Annotated in this window: 18 protein-coding genes; 11 read left to right on the top strand and 7 right to left on the bottom strand. The window is 71.5% G+C overall.

Going from position 1 to position 18,779, the window contains the following annotated elements:
• Positions 1-11 precede the first annotated feature (11 nt).
• From AB0D57_RS21970 to hutU, 3 genes are read right to left on the bottom strand one after another with little or no spacing between them, the layout of a single operon-like run.
• On the bottom strand, positions 12-1,352 hold the full coding sequence (locus AB0D57_RS21970; protein ID WP_362075462.1) for a formimidoylglutamate deiminase: 1,341 nt from the start codon (positions 1,350-1,352) through the stop codon (positions 12-14).
• Positions 1,343-2,566 (bottom strand): allantoate amidohydrolase, encoded by a 1,224-nt coding sequence (locus AB0D57_RS21965; RefSeq protein WP_362075306.1) that lies wholly within the window; start codon positions 2,564-2,566, stop codon positions 1,343-1,345. The genes AB0D57_RS21970 and AB0D57_RS21965 overlap by 10 nt, the downstream gene beginning before the upstream one ends.
• Positions 2,563-4,227, bottom strand: a complete 1,665-nt coding sequence (gene hutU / locus AB0D57_RS21960; protein WP_362075303.1) for a urocanate hydratase — start codon at positions 4,225-4,227, stop codon at positions 2,563-2,565. Before hutU ends, AB0D57_RS21965 begins: the two co-directional genes overlap by 4 nt.
• 150 nt (positions 4,228-4,377) lie before the next feature.
• Here hutU and AB0D57_RS21955 point away from each other — a divergent pair, with 150 nt between their 5' ends.
• From AB0D57_RS21955 to AB0D57_RS21935, 5 genes are all read left to right on the top strand, one after another.
• The gene (locus tag AB0D57_RS21955) at positions 4,378-5,856 is read left to right on the top strand and encodes a diaminopimelate decarboxylase (RefSeq protein WP_362075300.1); all 1,479 of its coding nucleotides are present in this window, start codon (positions 4,378-4,380) and stop codon (positions 5,854-5,856) included.
• A 250-nt stretch (positions 5,857-6,106) separates the two neighbouring features.
• Complete coding sequence (locus tag AB0D57_RS21950; RefSeq protein WP_362075297.1) at positions 6,107-6,505, top strand: hypothetical protein; 399 nt, start codon at positions 6,107-6,109, stop codon at positions 6,503-6,505.
• Between the two features lie 80 nt (positions 6,506-6,585).
• Positions 6,586-7,317, top strand: a complete 732-nt coding sequence (locus tag AB0D57_RS21945; protein WP_362075459.1) for a transcriptional regulator — start codon at positions 6,586-6,588, stop codon at positions 7,315-7,317.
• 91 nt (positions 7,318-7,408) lie between these two features.
• Positions 7,409-7,909 (top strand): roadblock/LC7 domain-containing protein, encoded by a 501-nt coding sequence (locus AB0D57_RS21940; protein WP_362075294.1) that lies wholly within the window; start codon positions 7,409-7,411, stop codon positions 7,907-7,909.
• 51 nt (positions 7,910-7,960) lie between these two features.
• A complete protein-coding gene (locus AB0D57_RS21935; RefSeq protein ID WP_362075291.1) occupies positions 7,961-8,335 on the top strand; it encodes a hypothetical protein in 375 nt (124 codons plus the stop codon).
• 14 nt (positions 8,336-8,349) lie between these two features.
• Here the strand turns inward: AB0D57_RS21935 and AB0D57_RS21930 are convergent, their stop codons facing one another.
• The 3 genes from AB0D57_RS21930 to AB0D57_RS21920 all read right to left on the bottom strand — a co-directional run bounded on the left by AB0D57_RS21930 (position 8,350) and on the right by AB0D57_RS21920 (position 11,624).
• Positions 8,350-8,919, bottom strand: coding sequence for a hypothetical protein (locus AB0D57_RS21930; RefSeq protein ID WP_362075288.1), 570 nt, complete (start codon positions 8,917-8,919; stop codon positions 8,350-8,352).
• A 129-nt stretch (positions 8,920-9,048) separates the two neighbouring features.
• Complete coding sequence (locus AB0D57_RS21925; protein ID WP_362075456.1) at positions 9,049-9,933, bottom strand: MurR/RpiR family transcriptional regulator; 885 nt, start codon at positions 9,931-9,933, stop codon at positions 9,049-9,051.
• A gap of 14 nt (positions 9,934-9,947) precedes the next feature.
• Positions 9,948-11,624 carry an aromatic amino acid ammonia-lyase gene (locus AB0D57_RS21920; protein WP_362075285.1) on the bottom strand — a complete coding sequence of 559 codons (1,677 nt, stop codon included), beginning with the start codon at positions 11,622-11,624 and terminating at the stop codon, positions 9,948-9,950.
• Positions 11,625-11,766: 142 nt separating this feature from the next.
• Here AB0D57_RS21920 and AB0D57_RS21915 point away from each other — a divergent pair, with 142 nt between their 5' ends.
• From AB0D57_RS21915 to AB0D57_RS21895, 5 genes are all read left to right on the top strand, one after another.
• On the top strand, positions 11,767-12,807 hold the full coding sequence (locus AB0D57_RS21915) for an ABC transporter ATP-binding protein (protein ID WP_362075282.1): 1,041 nt from the start codon (positions 11,767-11,769) through the stop codon (positions 12,805-12,807).
• Positions 12,804-13,445, top strand: a complete 642-nt coding sequence (locus AB0D57_RS21910) for an ABC transporter permease (protein WP_362075279.1) — start codon at positions 12,804-12,806, stop codon at positions 13,443-13,445. The genes AB0D57_RS21915 and AB0D57_RS21910 overlap by 4 nt, the downstream gene beginning before the upstream one ends.
• Before the next feature lies 1 nt (position 13,446).
• Complete coding sequence (locus AB0D57_RS21905) at positions 13,447-14,109, top strand: ABC transporter permease (RefSeq protein WP_362075276.1); 663 nt, start codon at positions 13,447-13,449, stop codon at positions 14,107-14,109.
• A gap of 13 nt (positions 14,110-14,122) precedes the next feature.
• A complete protein-coding gene (locus AB0D57_RS21900; protein ID WP_362075273.1) occupies positions 14,123-15,061 on the top strand; it encodes an ABC transporter substrate-binding protein in 939 nt (312 codons plus the stop codon).
• Positions 15,062-15,204: 143 nt separating this feature from the next.
• Positions 15,205-15,639: a hypothetical protein gene (locus tag AB0D57_RS21895; protein ID WP_362075270.1), complete on the top strand. Its 435-nt coding sequence runs from the start codon at positions 15,205-15,207 to the stop codon at positions 15,637-15,639.
• A 435-nt stretch (positions 15,640-16,074) separates the two neighbouring features.
• On the opposite strand, the gene AB0D57_RS21890 is transcribed toward AB0D57_RS21895, so the two are convergent.
• The gene (locus AB0D57_RS21890) at positions 16,075-17,469 is read right to left on the bottom strand and encodes a cystathionine beta-synthase (protein WP_362075267.1); all 1,395 of its coding nucleotides are present in this window, start codon (positions 17,467-17,469) and stop codon (positions 16,075-16,077) included.
• A gap of 142 nt (positions 17,470-17,611) precedes the next feature.
• Here AB0D57_RS21890 and AB0D57_RS21885 point away from each other — a divergent pair, with 142 nt between their 5' ends.
• Positions 17,612-18,637 carry an SGNH/GDSL hydrolase family protein gene (locus AB0D57_RS21885; protein WP_362075264.1) on the top strand — a complete coding sequence of 342 codons (1,026 nt, stop codon included), beginning with the start codon at positions 17,612-17,614 and terminating at the stop codon, positions 18,635-18,637.
• Positions 18,638-18,779 lie beyond the last annotated feature (142 nt).

Here is an 18,779-nt window from a genome sequence, read left to right as displayed (position 1 = left end):
GGGACTGCGGGTCAGGCACGCAGGGCGTCGATGGCGTCCGCGAGGGCTGTCGGCACCTGCGGTACGAGGGTGTGCGCACCGTCTCGTACGACGTGCCGACCGCCCACGATCGTGTGGCGCACGTCAGCGGCTGTCGCGGCGAATACGGCCGTCTCGGCACCGAGTCGCGGAAGCGGTCCCGCTGTTCTGACCGAGTCGAGGGCGATCGTCGTGAAGTCGGCGAGCGCGCCCGGTTCGAGGGTGCCCGCGTCGTCCCAGCCCAGGGCCGCGTGGCCGTCAGCGGAGGCGGCGCGCAGGAGGGCGGCCGCCGTCCAGTGACCGCGGGTGCGGGTGCGCAGGCGCTCGTTCAGCTCCATCGCGCGGGCCTCTTCGAGGAGGTCGATGACGGCGTGGCTGTCGGAGCCGAGGGAGAGCGGCGAGCCCGCGTGCTGGAGGGCGACGGCGGGGCCGATGCCGTCGGCGAGGTCGCGCTCGGTGGTGGGACACATGCAGGTGCCGGTCGTGGAGCCGCCGAGCAGGGCGATGTCCTCGTCCGTGAGGTGCGTGCTGTGGACGCCGGTCGTGCGCGGGCCGAGGACTCCGTGGTCGGCGAGCAGCCGGGTGGGCGTGCAGCCGTGCGCTTCCTGGCAGGCGTCGTTCTCCGCCGTCTGCTCCGACAGGTGCACATGGAGCGGGGCCCGCCGCTCCTCGGCCCAGCGCGCGACCGTCTCCAACTGCCCGGCCGGCACGGCCCGTACGGAGTGGATGGCCGCACCGATCCGTGCGTGATCCTGGTCCTTGAGAAGTGAAGAGCGTTGCGCCCAGGCGTCGGCCGTGCCGTCGGAGAAGCGGAGTTGGTGCCGGTTGGGCGGCTGTCCGAAGCCGGCGGAGAGGTAGGCCGTGTCGAGGAGGGTGATCCGGATCCCGGCCTCGCCCGCCGCGGCGATGAGCGCCTCGCCCATCGCGTTCGGGTCGGCGTACGGGGTGCCGCCGGGGGCGTGGTGCACGTAGTGGAACTCGCCGACGGCCGTGATGCCGGCCAGCGCCATCTCCGCGTACACGGCGCGGGCGAGTGCGTGGTAGGTCTCCGGGGTCAGCCGGTCCGCGAAGGAGTACATGATCTCGCGCCAGGTCCAGAAGGTGCCGGAGCCGACCTGGACGGTGCCGCGCAGGGCGCGGTGGAAGGCGTGCGAGTGGGCGTTGGCGAGACCGGGGAGGGTGAGTCCGCGGAGGATCTCGGCGCCGGGGGGCGGGGTGTCGACACCGGTGCGGACGGCGGTGATGCGGCCGTCCGTCACGTCCAGGGCGACGCCCGGCTCGACGTTGGTGTCGAGCCAGGCGTGTTCAAGCCAGTACGTCTGCGTCACCTGCAGGCCAGCCCTTCGAGTACATCGGCGAGTGCGGTCACCCCAGCCTCGCAGTCGTCCTCGGCGGCGTACTCGGCCGGGGAGTGCGAGACACCCGTGGGGTTGCGTACGAACAGCATGGCGGTCGGGACGGTCCCGGAGAGGATTCCGGCGTCGTGTCCGGCCCCGGTCCCCAGGACGGGCACCTTGAGAGGAGTGTCGGTGTCCTTGCCGAGGATGCGGGCGAGCTCGTCGCGCAGGGCGTGCTCGAACTCGACGACGGGGGTGAACGATTCGCGGACGACGTCGAGTTCGACGCCGTGTGCGTCCGCGTACTCGCGGGCCGCCTTCTCGACGCCGGTGACGACCGTGTCGAGAGTCGGCTGGTCGGCGGCGCGGGAGTCGAGCCAGCCGCGGACGAGGGAGGGGATGGCGTTCACGCCGTTCGGCTCGACGGAGATCTTGCCGAAGGTGGCGACGGCACCGGCGAGCTGGGCCTCCCGGCGGGCGGCGAGCACTGTCTCGGCGTAGGACAGCATCGGGTCGCGGCGGTCCACGAGCCGGGTGGTGCCCGCGTGGTTGGCCTCGCCCCGGAAGTCGAAACGCCAGCGGCCGTGCGGCCAGATGGCGCTGGCGATGCCGACCTGGTCGCCGCTCAGGTCGAGGGCGCGGCCCTGTTCCACATGCAGTTCGACGAAGGCGCCGATGCGGGAGAGGCGCTCGGGGTCCGGGCCGATGGTGCCGGGGTCGTATCCGGCGGCCTCCATGGCCTGCGGGAGCGTGATGCCGTCGGCGTCGGTCAGCCGGTGCGCCTGCTCGACGGTGAGCTGTCCGGCGGCCAGCCGGGAGCCGACGCAGGCGAGCCCGAAGCGGGCACCCTCCTCGTCACCGAAGTTGACGATGGCGAGGGGACGGGTGAACTCGACGCCGCGGGCGCGCAGTTCGTCCAGGGCGGCGAAGGAGGACACGACTCCGAGGGGCCCGTCGAAGGCGCCGCCGTCGGGCACGGAGTCCAGGTGGGACCCGGTGACGACGGCGTCCCCTGCGGCGGGGTCGCCGAGCCAGGCCCACTGGTTGCCGTTCCGGTCCAGTTCGTAGGTCAGTCCGCGTGACTCGGCCTGTGCCCGGAACCAGGCCCGGCAGTCGGCGTCGGCGGTCGTCCACGCGAACCTCCGGTACCCCCCGGAGGCGGAGCTGCGGCCGATCGGCAGCAGCTCCGCCCACATGCTGTGGAAGGTCACGCGTCGTCACCCTCGCGCATCGGCACCCGCACACCGCGCTCGTCGGCGACCGACTCGGCGATGTCGTAGCCGGCGTCGACGTGGCGGATGACACCCATGCCGGGGTCGTTCGTGAGGACGCGGCGGATCTTCTCGCCGGCGAGCTTGGTGCCGTCCGCGACGGAGACCTGGCCGGCGTGGATGGAGCGGCCCATGCCGACACCGCCGCCGTGGTGGATGGAGACCCAGGAGGCACCGGAGGCGACGTTCACCATGGCGTTCAGGAGCGGCCAGTCGGCGATCGCGTCGGAGCCGTCGAGCATGGCCTCCGTCTCGCGGTACGGGGAGGCGACGGAGCCGCAGTCGAGGTGGTCGCGGCCGATGGCCAGGGGGGCGGCGAGTTCGCCGCTCGCGACCATGTCGTTGAAGCGCTCGCCGGCCTTGTCGCGCTCGCCGTAGCCGAGCCAGCAGATACGGGCCGGGAGGCCCTGGAAGTGGACCCTCTCCCCCGCCATCTTCATCCAGCGGTGCAGGGACTCGTTCTCCGGGAAGAGGTCGAGGATCGCCTTGTCGGTCTTGGCGATGTCCTGCGGGTCACCGGAGAGAGCGGCCCAGCGGAAGGGGCCCTTGCCCTCGCAGAAGAGCGGGCGGATGTAGGCGGGGACGAAGCCGGGGAAGGCGAACGCCCGCTCGTACCCGGCGAGCTGGGCCTCGCCGCGGATCGAGTTGCCGTAGTCGAAGACCTCGGCGCCGGCGTCCATGAAGCCGACCATCGCCTCGACGTGCTTGGCCATGGACTCGCGAGCGCGGCTGGTGAAGCCCGCCGGGTCCTTGGCGGCGGCCGCGGCCATGTCGTCGAAGTCGACGCCGACGGGGAGGTAGGACAGCGGGTCGTGGGCCGAGGTCTGGTCGGTCACGATGTCGATGGGGGCGCCCTCGGCGAGCATCCGGGGCAGCAGTTCGGCGGCGTTGCCCAGGAGGCCGATGGAGAGCGGCTTACGCTGGTCGCGGGCCTCGACGGCGAGCTGGAGGGCGTGCTCCAGGGAGTCTGCCTTCACATCCAGGTAGCGGTGCTCGATGCGGCGCTCGATGGCGCGCGGGTCGACGTCGATACAGATCGCGACGCCGTCGTTCATCGTCACGGCGAGCGGCTGGGCGCCGCCCATGCCGCCGAGACCGGCGGTCAGCGTGATGGTGCCGGCGAGGGTGCCGTTGAACTTCTTCGCGGCGACGGCGGCGAAGGTCTCGTAGGTGCCCTGGAGGATGCCCTGGGTGCCGATGTAGATCCAGGAACCGGCCGTCATCTGGCCGTACATGGTCAGGCCCAGCTGCTCAAGGCGCCGGAACTCCTCCCAGTTCGCCCAGTCGCCGACCAGGTTGGAGTTGGCGATGAGGACGCGCGGGGCCCACTCGTGGGTCTGCATGACGCCGACGGGACGGCCGGACTGGACGAGCATCGTCTCGTCCTGCTTGAGGGTCCGCAGCGTGCGCACCATGGCGTCGAAGGAGCGCCAGTCACGGGCGGCCTTGCCGGTGCCGCCGTAGACGACGAGCTTGTCGGGGTGTTCGGCGACCTCGGGGTCGAGGTTGTTCTGCAGCATCCGCAGGGCGGCTTCCTGCTGCCATCCCAGGGCGCTCAGTTCCGTACCGCGCGGCGCTCGTACGGGGCGGGGTCCTGACATGGTCTGCCTCCTATGCGGACTGTCGCAGTAGTCCTTGTAGTCCTTTGCCGACTGTTGCAGTAGCTATTCACATCCTGTCTTCCTGAATAGAACTAGTCAATAGGTGCGTAGGCCACGCGCGTGCGCGCCACGGATGTTTGGCTGGGATGTATGGGCGCAGACAGGGACAGGCCGGGGGATTCGGTGGGCGACTGGGCGAGTGGGGCCGAGGTGTCTCCACCGGGCGAGGGCGAGTCACACTCCGATCCGCACTCCGATCGCGCCTCGCGCTCGCGCCCCGATCTCGTCGCGCGTTCGCGCCTCGATCGCGTCTCGCGGCGCGACGAAGCGGTGCGGGCCGCCGTGGAGCAGGGACTGCTGGGACCCGGGACCCCCATCGTCGCCCTCCTCGACGTCCCCGGCATCAAGGCCTCGGCGGCCGAGCTGCGGGCCGCCTTCGACGCGGTGGCGGCGCCGGGCACGCCCGTACTGCACGCCTTCGCGGTGAAGGCGACCCCGCTCGTGCCCGTACTGCGGCTGCTGTACGAGCACGGCATCGGCGCCGAGGTGGCGAGCCCGGGCGAGCTCGCCCTCGCGCGGGCGGCCGGCGTGCCACCGTCCCGTACCGTGCTCGACTCCCCCGCCAAGACGACCGCCGAACTGCGCGAGGCACTGACACTGGGCATCGCCGTCAACGCGGACAATCCCCAGGAGCTCAGCCGTATCGACGCGCTACTGGGGTCCGAGCGCCCCGCCTCCCCCATCGGAATCCGGGTGAACCCGCAGGTCGGCGGGGGTTCCATCGAGGCGCTCTCCACCGCGACGGCGACCTCGAAGTTCGGCGTCGCACTGCGCGACGAGGGTGCCCGGGAGTGGATCGTCCAGGCGTACGCCGACCGCCCCTGGCTGACCCGGCTGCACGCGCACACCGGGTCGCAGGGCATCCCGCTCTCGCTGATGGCGCGGGGGATCGCGGAGACGTACGCGCTCGCCGAGGAGGTCAACCGGCATGTCGGGCGGCAGCAGATCGACACGCTCGACATCGGCGGCGGACTGCCGGTCAACTTCGGCTCCGACGCCACCACCCCGACGTACGCGCAGTACGCGCGACTGCTGGCGGAGGCCGTACCGGGGCTCTTCGACGGGCGGTACGGGCTGGTCACCGAGTTCGGGCGCTCACTGCTCGCCAAGCACGGGAGTGCGGTCGCACGGGTCGAGTACGCGAAGTCCGCCGGGGGCCGGGCCGTCGCCGTCACCCACGCCGGGGTGCAGATCGCGGCCCGTACGGTGTACGCGCCCGCGTCCTGGCCGCTGCGTATCGCCGCGTACGACGCGAAGGGGCGCCCCAAGTCGGGGGCCGAGGTGGTGCAGGACATCGCGGGTCCCGCCTGTTTCGCGGGCGACCTGCTCGCCGAGGGACGCACGCTCCCCCTGCTCGAACAGGGCGACTACGCGGCCGTGTTGGACACCGGCGCCTACTACTTCGCGCACCACTACTCCTACAACTCCCTGGCCCGCCCCGGCATTTACGGCTTCACACCGGACCCGGAAACCGGGGCACGTTTCGCGGTCGTACGGGAGCCCCAGACCCTCGACGAGATCGTCACGGAATCGGGCGGAGCCCAGGCGTCGGCGCTCACAGGCATGTAGGGCAGGGCGCAGTCGGGAGCGCGTGCGCCCCGATGGATCGGCGAACGCCCCATCGTGCGGCCTTGCGCGCCCTCAAGACCGCCTCATCAGCCCCCGCGCCACCCCAACCGGACAGAAAATATGGTCAGTTGACCCACCTTAGTCACCGCGCGCATGTTCCACAGGAAAATGCCGGAAGCCTCACCCCTCGCGCACACGTTGCGTAACTTCGGCGTCACTCGGCCGAACCCTTGGTGGGAGGGGATACACGGTGCCCGGAATCGACGAGTGCCTACTGGAAGCCATGAGAGTGCCCGGTGCCCGGGGTGCCTCGGTGGTCGACTGGACCAGCGGCCTGGCCCTGGGCACCGTCGGGGACGCGCCGGGCGGTGACCACGAGACGACCGCAGCCGAGGCCGCCGAGCTCGCCCGGCTCGCCGCGGAACACCGGGCGTTCGCCCCGGCGGACGGTTCCGACTGGTCCGAGCAGGAGACACCGGTCGAGGACCTGATCATCAGCAACCGGGACAGCTACCACCTGTTGCGGTTCGTCAGGACCACGTTCGACAGCAGCGTGTTCCTGCATCTGTGGCTGGGCCGCGAGGAAGGCAACCTCGCACTGGCCCGGATCCGGCTGGGCGAGATGGCCGGACGGCTGGTGCTGGGATGACGGCGGTCAGAACTCCTCCCGCGCTCGACATTCCCGCGCGCGACGGGACGGCGGGCGGCCCCGGTGCCGGTGTCTCGCCCATGCTCAACCGGCTCGCCACCGAGCGGGCCACCGGCGTCCTCGTACGCGAACACGGCGTGCTCTACCTCGCCGACGGGACGGTCGTGCACGCCGAGAGCCCCGCCACCCCCGGGCTCGACGTGCTGCTCACCGCGCGCGGGGTCCTGGCGGCCGAGGCCTGGCGGGAGGCGGTCGCCGAGGCCGGGGCACGGCGCCGGGTCGGCCGGTTCCTGGTCGACAACGGCCGGATCGCCGAGGGCGCGCTTGAGCTGTGCCATCTCGGGGCGCTGTACGACGCGGCGTACTTCGTGCTCGGGCCGAGCAGCGCCCCGGCCCGCTTCCGGTACGGGGCCGCGCACTGGCTCGGCCCGGTGCGCCCCGTACCGGTGGCCGCCCTGGAGCGGGAGACGCTGCGCCGCCGCGAGCTGCTGCACCGGGTCTGGCCCGACCCGGCGACGGACACGGCGCCGCTGGTGCGCTCCCGTCGCGCCGCCGAGCCGTCGGTCCCGATCCGCCAGGAGGCCGTACTCGGCCGGGTGGACGGCCTGCGTACGGCGGCGGACATCTCGCTCGCGCTGGGGCGGCCCGCGTTCCACACCCTGGTCGACGTCCGCCGGCTGGCCGCCGCCGGGATCGTGACGGCGGCGACCCCGCCGGAGCGGGCGCCGGTACCCAGTGTGCTCACCCAGTCCTCCGCCGATCCCGACGTCGCCCTGCTGCGCCGGCTCCGAGACGCGCTGGAGGCACTGTGACCCCGGTCCCGCGGGAGGTCCCTGCGATGCCGGAACGGCGGGAGGCCCTGTGATCCGCGCGCTGCGACAGCGTGCCGAGAGGAGACTACTGATGGCGGCGGAACCCGAAGTCCTCGACGAACTCCACCGGTTGAGGGCCCGCGTGCCCCAGTTGACCGGCGCCCTGGCGGCGAGCGTCGACGGCCTCGTGCTCGCCCATGACACGCCCGGAGTGGAGCCCGAGGGCGTGGCCGCGCTCACCGCGGCCGCGCTGGGGGTGGCCCTGCGGATGGCGGACGCCACCGGGCAGGGCGAGTTCCGCGAGTTGCTCGTGCGTGGTGTCAACGGCTATGTGGCGACGTACGCGGCGGGTGCCTCCGCCGTGCTCACGCTGCTGGCCCAGGACCGGGTCAACGTCGGCAGGCTGCATCTGGAGGGGCGCCGCTCCGGGACCCGGATCGGCGAGCTCGTGGAGGCCGCGACGGCGCGCGGCGAACTGGTCACCCCTCCCGCGCGGGCCGCCCCGGCCCCCTCGCGCTCCCGCACGGCGCGCGGCATGCCCCGTAGACCCACGACCCCTACCCCCAACACCCCGACCGCATCCGAAAGTTGATCGAAAACCGATCGGCAAGTCGAACTGAAACCTGAAGGAAAGGACCACGTCATGACCAACACCGAAACCGCTCTGAAAGAGGCGCTGGCCTCCATCGAGGGCGCGACCGGAGCCGCCCTCGTCGACTACACCAGTGGAATGGCGCTGGGCACGATCGGCGGCAGCAAGGGCTTCGACCTCACCGTCGCGGCGGCCGGCAACACCGATGTCGTACGCGCCAAGCTCCGCACCATGGAGCACCTCGGGCTGAAGGGCGAGATCGAGGACATCCTGATCACGCTGTCCGACCAGTACCACCTGATCCGGCTGATCAAGGGGCGCGGCGGCAACGGGCTCTTCCTGTACGTGGTGCTCGACGCCAAGCGGTCCAACCTGGCGATGGCCCGGCATCAGTTGAAGAGGATCGAGGCGGACCTGGAGGTGTAGCGGGTCCGATCGGGTCAGCGGCGTCGCGCTCCTCCGGGCGCGGCGTCGCCGGCCGCGACCCCGGTGGCCCGGAAGGCCTTGACCGGCTTGCCTACGGGGGCACCGGCGCCCCGGCCGAGCCAGTCCACCCGCACCCAGATCAGCGCCTCCTCGGCACGCTCGCGGCGCCCGAGCCGGCCGGCCTTCAGCCACAGACCGACGCCCGCACCGGCGAGCAGCATGCCGCCCGCGGCGGGCACCACGAAGGAGCTGCCGAGCGCGGCCACGAAGGCGAGCAGCAGCCACCAGCGGTGGCCCCGGCGCCAGTTGCGTATCGTCACGGCCCGGTCCTGGAGCACATCGTGCTTGCTCGCGCGCGCGGCGGAGCGGACCAGGGCGACGTACCGCTTCCGCCGGGAGTACGTCACCACGGCGGCCGCCACGATGAACAGCACCGCCCCGGCCATCACCCCGATCCGGCGCCCGGTCAACCCCGGCACCAGCACCCCGATACCGGCCGCGAACACCCCGAACCACCACACCGGTGCGGCCCCGGCCCGTACGACGACCGCCACCCGAGCCAGCCCCTGCCCTCCGCGCGCCACGCTCCGCCTCCCGTTCCTGTCCCTGCTCTCTCAGCGTCTTCGGCCGCGCACGCTAACGACCGAAGGTGAGACGAATCTGAGAACACAGGTCACACAGGCCGTACAGGCCCCGGAGACACCCCCGATTCCCTACTCCACGAACAGGCTCCGCGCCGTGGCCCGTACGTCGAACTCCTCCAGCCTCGCCTGGGCGTCCGGCAGGTCGTCGCACATGGCCTCGAGGAGGACACGGCCGAGGAGCATCGGGGCACAGGCCGTGTCGAAGGCGAGGCCGGTGCCGACAGCGGCGGGAAGGAGGAGATCCGAGACCTTCGCCACCGGCGCGAATGCGGAGTCCGCGACCGTGACCACCTTCAGCCCCGCCTCCTTCGCGTAGGCGAGGGACTCCACGACCTCACGCGGGTGGCGGGGCAGCGCGAAGCACAGCAGCGCGGTGGCCCCGGCGTGCACGGCCGCGTCGATGCGGTCGTGCAGCATCGTGCCGCCGTCGTCCAGCAGCCGCACGTCCGGGTGGACCTTGGCGGCGAAGTACGCGAAGCCGTACGCCTGGGAGGCCGCCGCTCGCAGCCCGAGGACCGGAAGCGGGCGCGAGGCGGCCAGCAGCCGTCCGGCGCGCTGCACCGGGCGCGGGTCGGCCAGCACCTCCGCGAGATGCCTCAGGTTCGCGATCTCGGCCTCGACGGCCTGCTGGTATTCGTTGTACGACCCCGAGTCCACCGTCTGTTCGGCGGGCGCGACCTCGCGCAGGTGTTTGCGCAGCGCCGGGTAGCCGTCGAAGCCGAGCGCGACCGCGAAGCGGGTGACGGACGGCTGGCTGACCCCGGCCAGCTCCGCGAGCTCGACGCTCGACAGGAACGGCACGTCGGCGGCCCGCCGCACCATGCTGTGCGCGATGCGCCGCTGGGTCGGTGTCAGCCGGTGCCCCTCGAAGAGCGCCTGCAGGCGCCCGGCGGGACTGTCCGTCACGTTCCCGTTCACGCTCTTGTCCGCACTGACGTCCGTGTCGGCGCTCATGTCCCTGTCCACGCTCACGACTCGCTCCCCCTCCAGATGTCCGTGAACCGGTCGAGCAGTGCGGCCGCCGCCGTCACGTCGTCCGTGAGCGGCCGGTCGGCCTGGTCCGGGCCGAGCACCGACTCGGCCAGCTCCAGCGCCCGCCCGACCGGCAGCTCCGGATCGGGCCGCAGATCGCGCTGGCGCAGCGCCCGCACGGCGGCGACGAGCTCACAGCCGACGACAAGACGGTAGGCACCGCACGCTCGCAGTGTCTGCCGTGCGGCGAGCGAGGCGAAGCTCGCCTGTTCCTCGACGCCCCGGGAGAGTACAGCGTGGCCGAGCGAGGCGGGCGCGGAGAAGGCCCGCAGATCACCGAGGGCGGCTCCGGCGGCGTACTCCAGGATCATCACGCCGGAGGACGCGGGCTCGTGGTCGGCGAGGAAGGGGCGCAGGCGGGTGTAAGCGGGTTCGTTGAGGGTGGAGAGCCTGGACGTGGACAGACGCGCCACCTGCGTCACGGCCAGCCTGAAGTGGTCCAGGGCAAGGGCGAGTTGGGCCTGATAGAAGCCGCCGTGGTGGTACGCGGCCATGTCCTCGGGCGAGATGAGGGGGTTCTCGGCGGCGGCGTTGATCTCGACGGCGAGGACGCCCTCGAGGGCGTCCGCCGCGTCGTGCGCGGGGCCGTGGATCTGCGGGACGCAGCGGAAGCCGTACGGGTCCTGGATCCGCCCGAGCGGCGGGGTGGGCCGGTCCGCCGCCCCGATCAACTCCCGCATGCGCCGCGCCACTTCGGTCGACCCCTTGTGCGGCCGCGCGGCGTGCACGGGGGCCGCGTACGCCTCGTGCGACCCGTCGACGGCCAGCAGTGACAGGGCGGCGACGATCTGCGTGGCCGCGATCAGTCCCCGCAGCTCGTGCAGGGCGAGGGCGGCCTGTCCGAGGGTCAGCGCATTGCTGCTGATCAGCGCGAGCGCGTCATTGTTGTCGAGGGACTGAGGCTCGGGAGCGAGGCCGTGCGGGGCATCAGCGGCAGGCACCCCGGCCACGTCAGCCGCAGCCACGTCAGCCGCAGGCACCCCGCCCGCGGGCGCCTCATCCGCAACCACCCCGTCCGCGGGCCCCCAAGCGACGGCCCCGCGCCCAGAGCCTTCGCCCCCCGGCGCCCACACCCTGCCCTCCGGCCCCCGCCACGGATGCTCCCCCACCAGTGCCAGCCCCAGCTGCGCCAGCGCCGCGATGTCCCCGGTGCCGACCGACCCGAACTCGTTGACGACGGGATACGCGCCGTTCTCCAGCGCCTCGCAGAGGGCCGTGACGACGGTGGGCCGCAGGCCCGCGCCGCCCGCGAGGAGCTGGTTGGCACGCACGGCGAGCATCGCCCGGACCTGGCGGGCGGGGAGCTCCTCGCCGATGGCGCCTGCGTGGCTGCGCAGCAGGCGCAGGCCGTGCTCGGCGGCGGCCTCGGTCGGCACATCCTCGTTCCGGTTGGCGCCGACGCCGGTGGAGCGCCCGTACACTCGGCCGGTCGCGGCGATCTGCCGGGCCGCGTCCCAGGCCTCCTCGACGCGCTTCATCGCCTCGGTGCCGGGGACCGGCCGCGCGGCCCCGTCGGCGAGCCGCACCACGTCGGCGACGCCGGTGCTGCACCCGTCGAGAACCACGATGCCCGCGGTCACCGCACTCGACGCGTCCACATTCCGAGACGACATAAAGCCCAAACTCCCCTCAATCCGGACATTGGATCCTGCTTAACGGTCATAAGTAACCGGCGATTAACGCTGGACCGTTGACAACCTATTCAGATACAGAGAACTCTGCATGACGATATGCAGACCGGGCAAGGGACACCTCATGATCCAGTTCGACACGGTCCACAAGCGCTTCCCCAATGGCACCACCGCAGTCCACGACCTCTCTCTGGAGATGCCGGAAGGCGGCGTGACCGTCCTCGTCGGATCTTCCGGTTGCGGTAAGACCACCACGCTCAGGATGGTCAACCGGATGGTCGATCCGACCTCCGGCACCATCCGCGTCGGCGGCAAGGACATCCTGGAACAGGACGCCGCCGACCTGCGCCGATCCATCGGCTACGTCATCCAGCAGTCCGGGCTCTTCCCGCACCGCACGGTGCTCGACAACATCGCCACCGTGCCGCTGCTCCTCGGCTGGGGCCGCAAGAAGGCACGGGCCAGAGCGGCCGAGCTCCTGGAGACCGTCGGTCTCGCCGCCGACGCGGGCAAGCGGTACCCGCACCAGCTCTCCGGCGGCCAGCAGCAGCGCGTCGGCGTGGCCCGCGCGCTCGCCGCCGACCCGCCCGTCCTGCTCATGGACGAACCCTTCGGCGCGGTCGACCCGGTCGTGCGCACCCAGCTCCAGGACGAGCTGCTCAGGCTCCAGAAGGAGCTGAGCAAGACCATCGTCTTCGTCACACACGACATCGACGAGGCGGTCCGGCTCGGCGACCAGATCGCCGTCTTCCGCACCGGCGGGCACCTGGTGCAGTGCGCCGAGCCCGCCGAACTGCTGGCCCGCCCCGCGGACGGCTTCGTCGCCGACTTCCTGGGCGCCGAGCGCGGCCTGAAGCTCCTCTCGCTGAAGACCCTGGAAGACGTCCCCCAGGCCCCCGCTCCCGAGGGCGGCGCCTGGACCCTCGTACTCGATGAGGCGCGCAAGCCGCAGAGCTGGCGCTCCAAGGCCGACGACGCCGAACTCCCCGTACGGCCGCTCAAGGACACCGACTCCCTGCTGTCGGCCCTCAACGAGTCGATCGCCTCCCCCACCGGTCTGGTGGCACGTGTCGACGCGAGCGGCGCGCTCACCGGTGTGACCTCCCGCGACGAGATCCACGAGCAGGCCGGCCGGGCCCACGCCTCCGCGAGCGTCGCCATATGACCATCGACTGGTCGTGGATAGGCGACCACACCGACGACCTCACCACCCTCACGGTGTCCCACCTCCAAGCCGCGCTCTCCGCCGTCTTCTTCGGTCTGCTGATCTCCCTCCCGCTGGCCGTGGTCGCGCACCGGATCCGCCCCCTGCGCGGCCTGCTCCTCGGGCTCTCGAACGTCCTGTTCACGATCCCGTCGATCGCGATCTTCGTGCTCCTGCTGCCGGTGTCCGGTCTCACCCGCACCACCACCGTCATCGGCCTGACGATCTACACGCTCGTCGTCCTGCTCCGGAACACGGTCGAGGGCCTCGACTCCGTCCCGGTGAGGACGAAGGAGGCCGCGAAGGCCATGGGCACCCGCCCGCTGCGCACCCTCCTCACCGTCGAACTCCCCCTCGCCCTCCCGGTGATCATGGCGGGCGTCCGGATCGCGACGGTCATGTCGATCTCGCTGGTCTCCGTCGCCACGTACATCGGCGACGGCGGACTCGGCCAGCTCTTCACGGACGGCTTCCAGCGCAACTTCCCGACGCCGGTGATCGTCGGCGTCGTACTGACCCTGCTGCTGGCCCTGGTCGCGGACGCACTGCTGGTCGCGATCCAGTACGTACTCACCCCGTGGACGAGGCGGCGAGCCTGACATGTACGAACTGTTCAAAGACCTCGGCAAGTGGCTGGTCGACGGCGACCAGTGGTCCGGCAGCGACGGCATCGCACACCGCCTCGCCGAGCACCTCCAGTACTCCCTGCTCGCCACGCTCGTCGCGGCCGCGATCGCGCTCCCCCTGGGCCTGCTGATCGGCCACACCGGCCGCGGCGCCTTCCTCGCGATCAACCTGGCGTCGTTCGGCCGCGCGCTGCCGACCGTCGGCCTGGTCGTGCTCGTCTTCCTGGCCAGCGGCCTGTCGATGTGGCCGGTGTACATCGCGCTGGTCGCGCTCGCGGTCCCGTCGATCGTGACGAACACGTACGCCGGCATGACCGCCGTCGACCCGGACATCAAGGACGCCGCGCGCGGCCAGGGCATGCGCTGGCACCAGGTCCTGTTCCAGGTCGAGCTGCCTCTCGCGCTCCCGCTGATCATGACGGGCCTGCGGCTCGCGCTGATCCAGGTGGTCGCGACGGCCACGATCGCCGCGTACGTCTCCTTCGGAGGCCTGGGTCGCTACGTCTTCGACGGTCTCGCCCAGCGCGACCTGGTGCAGGTGCTCGGCGGCGCGGTGCTGGTCGCCGTGATCGCCGTCGTCCTGGACCTCGCTCTGTCCGCGCTCCAGCGCATCCTCTTCCGCCACCGCCCCGCCTAGGAGCACCCCAGCCATGAATCGTCGTACCCTCCTCGGCGCGCTCGCCGGAGCGGCCGTCTCCGTCCCCGTCCTGTCCGCGTGCAGCAGCGGCGTCACCTCGCTCGACGGCGGCGGGTCCGCCGCGGGCGGCGGTGGCTCCAGTGCGGACGGCATCACCATCGGCACCGCCAACTTCACCGAGAACCAGGTGCTCGGCTACCTCTACGCCGCCACCCTGGAAGCGGCCGGCATCAAGACGACCGTCCGCCCCAACCTCGGCACCCGCGAGATCCTCATCCCCGCCCTCAGGGGCGGTGACATCGACCTGCTGCCCGAGTACCAGGGCGCCCTGCTGCACTACCTCTCCCCCAAGGCGACGGCCACGGAGGAGGGCGAGATGCAGAACGCCCTCGCCGTCGCCCTCCCGGCGGGCCTGCAGATCCTCCCCTACGGCATGGCCGAGGACTCGGACGCCTTCGCGGTCACCCAGGAGACGGCGAAGAAGTACGGGCTGACCTCCCTCGCCGACCTGAAGAAACATAACGGCAAGCTGATCATCGGCGCCGCGCCCGAGGTGAAGAAGCGCGAGGTCGGCGCGGTAGGCCTGAAGGACGTGTACGGGGTGGAGTTCAAGGAGTTCAAGTCGCTCGACTCCTCCGGGCCGCTGGTCAAGGGCGCCCTGAAGAAGGGCGACGTCGACGTGGCGAACCTCTTCACCACGGACACCGACATCGTGGCCAACGACTGGGTGGTCCTGAGCGACCCCAAGAACCTGATCCCCGGCCAGCACATCGTCCCCCTCATCGCCGACCGCAAGGCCGACTCCGCGGTCCGCAAGGCCCTGGCCGAACTCGGCAACATCCTCACCACCGCCCAGCTCACCGAGCTCAACCGCCAGGTGGACAAGGACAAGAAGGACCCGGAGGACGTGGCGAACGACTACGCCAGGCAGCACGGGCTGACGAAGAAGTAGCCGGCGTGCTTGATGCTCGTGCCGGTAGCCCACCCTGACAAAGACCGCCTGATGGCTCCCGCCGGAGGCGGGGGTGTGGCCCAGCCTCAACAGGGGGGCTGTCCCCAGTGTCACGGGGTCTTCGGATCCCTAGCCTGAACTTCATGACTGGTAGGGAACCCCGCGACGACGCCGAACTGAAGAAGGAGCTCGACGCCACTCTGCACGCGCGCAGGGAGCTGGGCGACGAGTACGAGTCCGCGCTGGTCGACTCGTTCCTGGAAAAGGTCGAGCAGCAGCTCGATGGCGCGGTCGACCGCCGGGTGCGACGGCAACTCGCCGAACAGCAGATGGTGGTGGCCCGCGGCTCGCGCTCCCCGCAGGGATCCGACAGCTGGGGCGAGCGCTTCGGGTTCGGGATCGTCTCACTCGTCCTGGCTATCCCCCTCTCCGCGATAGGCGGCGGTGTGGCACACCTGCCCGGCCTGCTGGTCGCGTGGGCCGGCATCGTGGGGGTCAACGTGGTCCAGGCCGCGCGGCTGTCCCCGGACTTCTTCGGCCGCCGCAAGGGCAAGTCGGACTCGGACTGGGAAGAGTAAGCAACGCGGAAGGGCCCGGAACCTGTTGTAGGTGCCGGGCCCTTCCCACGTGTTGCGCGGGGACCGCCGCACCCCCGTTGACGGGGGGCGGGACGACGGCGGTCCCCGCGAGGGACGCGGGCCGGGTCAGGGCCAGGCTTGCGCGTCCATGGCGTCCATGGAGGTCCGGGAGCCGCTCCGGAGGTCCTTGGCGCCGTTTTCGGTGTCGGCCGGGGCGGGGAGCCGCTCCCGCCCTGCCGACACCCACTAATGTGCCGGACCCGTGTTAAGCCGGTGCTGCGCGGACGTGACGCGCTCGTACCACTTCCGCGAAGTTCCCCGCCGAAACAGCCGAAAGATCCCTCACGGAAGGGGAACTTCGGGAGATTTCTTCCTGTCTCCCACGTTTACCCGCAGCTGGAGACCTCGGCGCTCCTGGTGTCCGGCGCCCCACTCCTACTGCTTGGCGCCACCCTTGGCGAGGAACGACAGCAGGTCCTGACGGCTGACCACCCCGGTGGGCTTTCCCTCCACCAGCACGATCGCCGCGTCGGCACTGCCGAGCACGGACATCAGGTCCCCGACCGGTTCGCCGGAACCGACCTGCGGCAGCGGATCCGACATGTGCTTCTCCAACGGGTCGTCCAGAGAGGCCCGCTGGTTGAACAGCGCGTCGAGCAGCTCCCGTTCGACCACCGACCCGACGACCTCGGCGGCCATCACGTCCGGGTGACCGGCGCCGGGCTTGACGATCGGCATCTGCGAGACGCCGTACTCGCGCAGCACCTCGATGGCCTGGCCGACGGTTTCGTCCGGGTGCATGTGGACGAGGGACGGCATGGAGCCGGCCACCTTGTCGTTCAGGACGTCAGCGACGCGCGCGCTGGGACCCGAGTCCTCCAGGAACCCGTAGTCGGCCATCCACTCGTCGTTGAAGATCTTGCTGAGGTACCCGCGCCCGCTGTCGGGGAGGAGCACGACCACGACGTCGTCGGGCCCGAGCCGCTCGGCCACCCGCAGCGCCGCGACGACGGCCATCCCGCAGGAGCCGCCGACCAGCAGGCCCTCTTCCTTCGCGAGCCGCCGCGTCATCTGGAAGGAGTCCTTGTCCGAGACCGCGACGATCTCGTCCGCGACGGTCCGGTCGTACGCCGTCGGCCAGAAGTCCTCGCCGACGCCCTCGACGAGGTACGGCCGCCCGGACCCGCCGGAGTACACGGACCCCTCGGGGTCGGCGCCGATGACCTGGACCTTGCCGTCGCTGGCGTCCTTCAGGTAGCGCCCGGTGCCGGAGATGGTGCCGCCGGTGCCGACGCCCGCCACGAAGTGGGTGATCCGCCCGTCCGTCTGCTCCCACAGCTCGGGGCCGGTCGAGTGATAGTGCGAGAGGGGGTTGTTCGGGTTGGAGTACTGGTCGGGCTTCCAGGCACCGGGGGTCTCGCGCACCAGCCGGTCGGAGACGTTGTAGTACGAGTCCGGGTGCTCGGGATCGACAGCGGTCGGGCAGACGACGACCTCAGCCCCGTACGCCCGCAGCACGTTGATCTTGTCCGTGGAGACCTTGTCCGGGCAGACGAAGATGCACTTGTACCCCTTCTGCTGCGCCACGATGGCAAGCCCTACACCGGTGTTTCCGCTGGTCGGCTCCACAATGGTGCCGCCGGGCTTGAGGGCGCCGCTCTCCTCCGCGGCCTCGATCATGCGCAGGGCGATGCGGTCCTTCACGGACCCGCCGGGGTTGAAGTACTCAACCTTCGCCAGGACGGTCGCCTGGATGCCTGCGGCCACGTTGTTGAGCCTCACCAGCGGGGTGTTGCCGACGAGACTGATCATCGAGTCGTGGAATTGCACCGTTGTCTCCGGAGCTGCGTCTAAAAGGGATGGTCACGTCAGCCTAAGGCCCCGGGTCACCGTTCACTCGACGTTGAGATTGGCCGACCTGCTCCACGGGGCAAGCAGTGGTTGTACGGCTACGAGGAGGTGGCGGCGACGTATGTCGAGCTTGTCGAGGGCGAGGGTGGCACGGCGGATCGCGGCGGGCGCGGCGTACGGCGGCGGCGGGATCGGGCTGGTCGGCGCCGCCGCGGTCGGTGTCGTGCTGGCCGAGGTACAGCTGGCGAAGCGCCATGTGGGCAACGGGCACAGCAATCCGCCGCGCGCGGACGGGCTGTACGGGTACATGTACAGCGGGCAGGACGGGCCGCCGCTGCGGCTCACCATGCTCGGCGACTCGACCGCGGCCGGACAGGGCGTGCACCGGGCCCGCCAGACCCCGGGCGCGCTGCTCGCCTCCGGCCTCGCGGCGGTGGCCGAACGCCCGGTGGAACTCTGCAACGTCGCACTGCCCGGCGCCCAGTCCGACGACCTCGACCGGCAGGTCGCGCTCGCGCTCGCGGACACCTCCCGGGTGCCCGACGTCTGCGTGATCATGATCGGCGCGAACGATGTGACGCATCGCATGCCGCCCACCCGCTCCGTCCGCCACCTCTCGGCGGCGGTACGCCGACTGCGCACCGCCGGTGCGGAGGTCGTCGTCGGCACCTGTCCCGACCTGGGCACGGTCGAGCAGGTCCAGCAGCCGTTGCGGTGGCTGGCCCGACGGGCGTCGCGCCAGCTGGCGGCGGCGCAGACGATCGGTACGGTCGAGCAGGGCGGCCGTACCGTCTCGTTGGGCGACCTGCTGGGCCCCGAGTTCGAGGCGAACCCCCGCGAGCTCTTCGGCCCCGACAACTACCACCCCTCCGCCGAGGGCTACGCCACCGCGGCGATGGCCGTCCTCCCCACGATGTGCGCGGCGCTGGGCCTCTGGCCGGCGGAGGAGGAGCGGCCGGACGTCTCGCGTCGCGAAGGGTTCCTGCCGGTGGCGCGGGCCGCGGCGGAGGCTGCGTCCGAGGCCGGTACGGAGGTCACGGCCGCCATGCCGACGGGTCCGCGAGGTCCCTGGGCCCTCCTCAAACGCCGTCGGCGCCGCCGCGTCCCGGAAACGGACCCGGCCCCCACGCCAACGCCGTCTCCCTGACGCACGAGGTGGTGTCGAGGGGTTCCGTACCTGGGGGCTGCCGCCCGCACGGGCAGCCCCTGGCGGGGGTCCAGGGGGCGCAGCGCCCCTGGCGGGGGTCTGGGGCCGGTCTTTCCCTCGACCACCGGCCAGCCGTAATTGC

Origin of the sequence: Streptomyces sp. NPDC048275 (assembly GCF_040652275.1) — a bacterium.
Taxonomy (GTDB): domain Bacteria; phylum Actinomycetota; class Actinomycetes; order Streptomycetales; family Streptomycetaceae; genus Streptomyces.
This window is presented reverse-complemented; position numbering and strand designations above follow the sequence as displayed.

Excerpts from the sequence above, each read along its gene's own strand:
- hutU (WP_362075303.1), bottom strand. The coding sequence starts at position 4,227 with ATGTCAGGACCCCGCCCCGTACGAGCGCCGCGCGGTACGGAACTGAGC.
- AB0D57_RS21920 (WP_362075285.1), bottom strand. The coding sequence starts at position 11,624 with ATGTCGTCTCGGAATGTGGACGCGTCGAGTGCGGTGACCGCGGGCATC.
- AB0D57_RS21935 (WP_362075291.1), top strand. The coding sequence starts at position 7,961 with ATGACCAACACCGAAACCGCTCTGAAAGAGGCGCTGGCCTCCATCGAG.
- AB0D57_RS21895 (WP_362075270.1), top strand. The coding sequence starts at position 15,205 with ATGACTGGTAGGGAACCCCGCGACGACGCCGAACTGAAGAAGGAGCTC.
- AB0D57_RS21925 (WP_362075456.1), bottom strand. The coding sequence starts at position 9,933 with ATGAGCGCCGACACGGACGTCAGTGCGGACAAGAGCGTGAACGGGAAC.
- AB0D57_RS21900 (WP_362075273.1), top strand. The coding sequence starts at position 14,123 with ATGAATCGTCGTACCCTCCTCGGCGCGCTCGCCGGAGCGGCCGTCTCC.
- AB0D57_RS21945 (WP_362075459.1), top strand. The coding sequence starts at position 6,586 with ATGCTCAACCGGCTCGCCACCGAGCGGGCCACCGGCGTCCTCGTACGC.
- AB0D57_RS21940 (WP_362075294.1), top strand. The coding sequence starts at position 7,409 with ATGGCGGCGGAACCCGAAGTCCTCGACGAACTCCACCGGTTGAGGGCC.
- AB0D57_RS21905 (WP_362075276.1), top strand. The coding sequence starts at position 13,447 with ATGTACGAACTGTTCAAAGACCTCGGCAAGTGGCTGGTCGACGGCGAC.
- AB0D57_RS21955 (WP_362075300.1), top strand. The coding sequence starts at position 4,378 with ATGGGCGCAGACAGGGACAGGCCGGGGGATTCGGTGGGCGACTGGGCG.
- AB0D57_RS21915 (WP_362075282.1), top strand. The coding sequence starts at position 11,767 with ATGATCCAGTTCGACACGGTCCACAAGCGCTTCCCCAATGGCACCACC.
- AB0D57_RS21910 (WP_362075279.1), top strand. The coding sequence starts at position 12,804 with ATGACCATCGACTGGTCGTGGATAGGCGACCACACCGACGACCTCACC.
- AB0D57_RS21885 (WP_362075264.1), top strand. The coding sequence starts at position 17,612 with ATGTCGAGCTTGTCGAGGGCGAGGGTGGCACGGCGGATCGCGGCGGGC.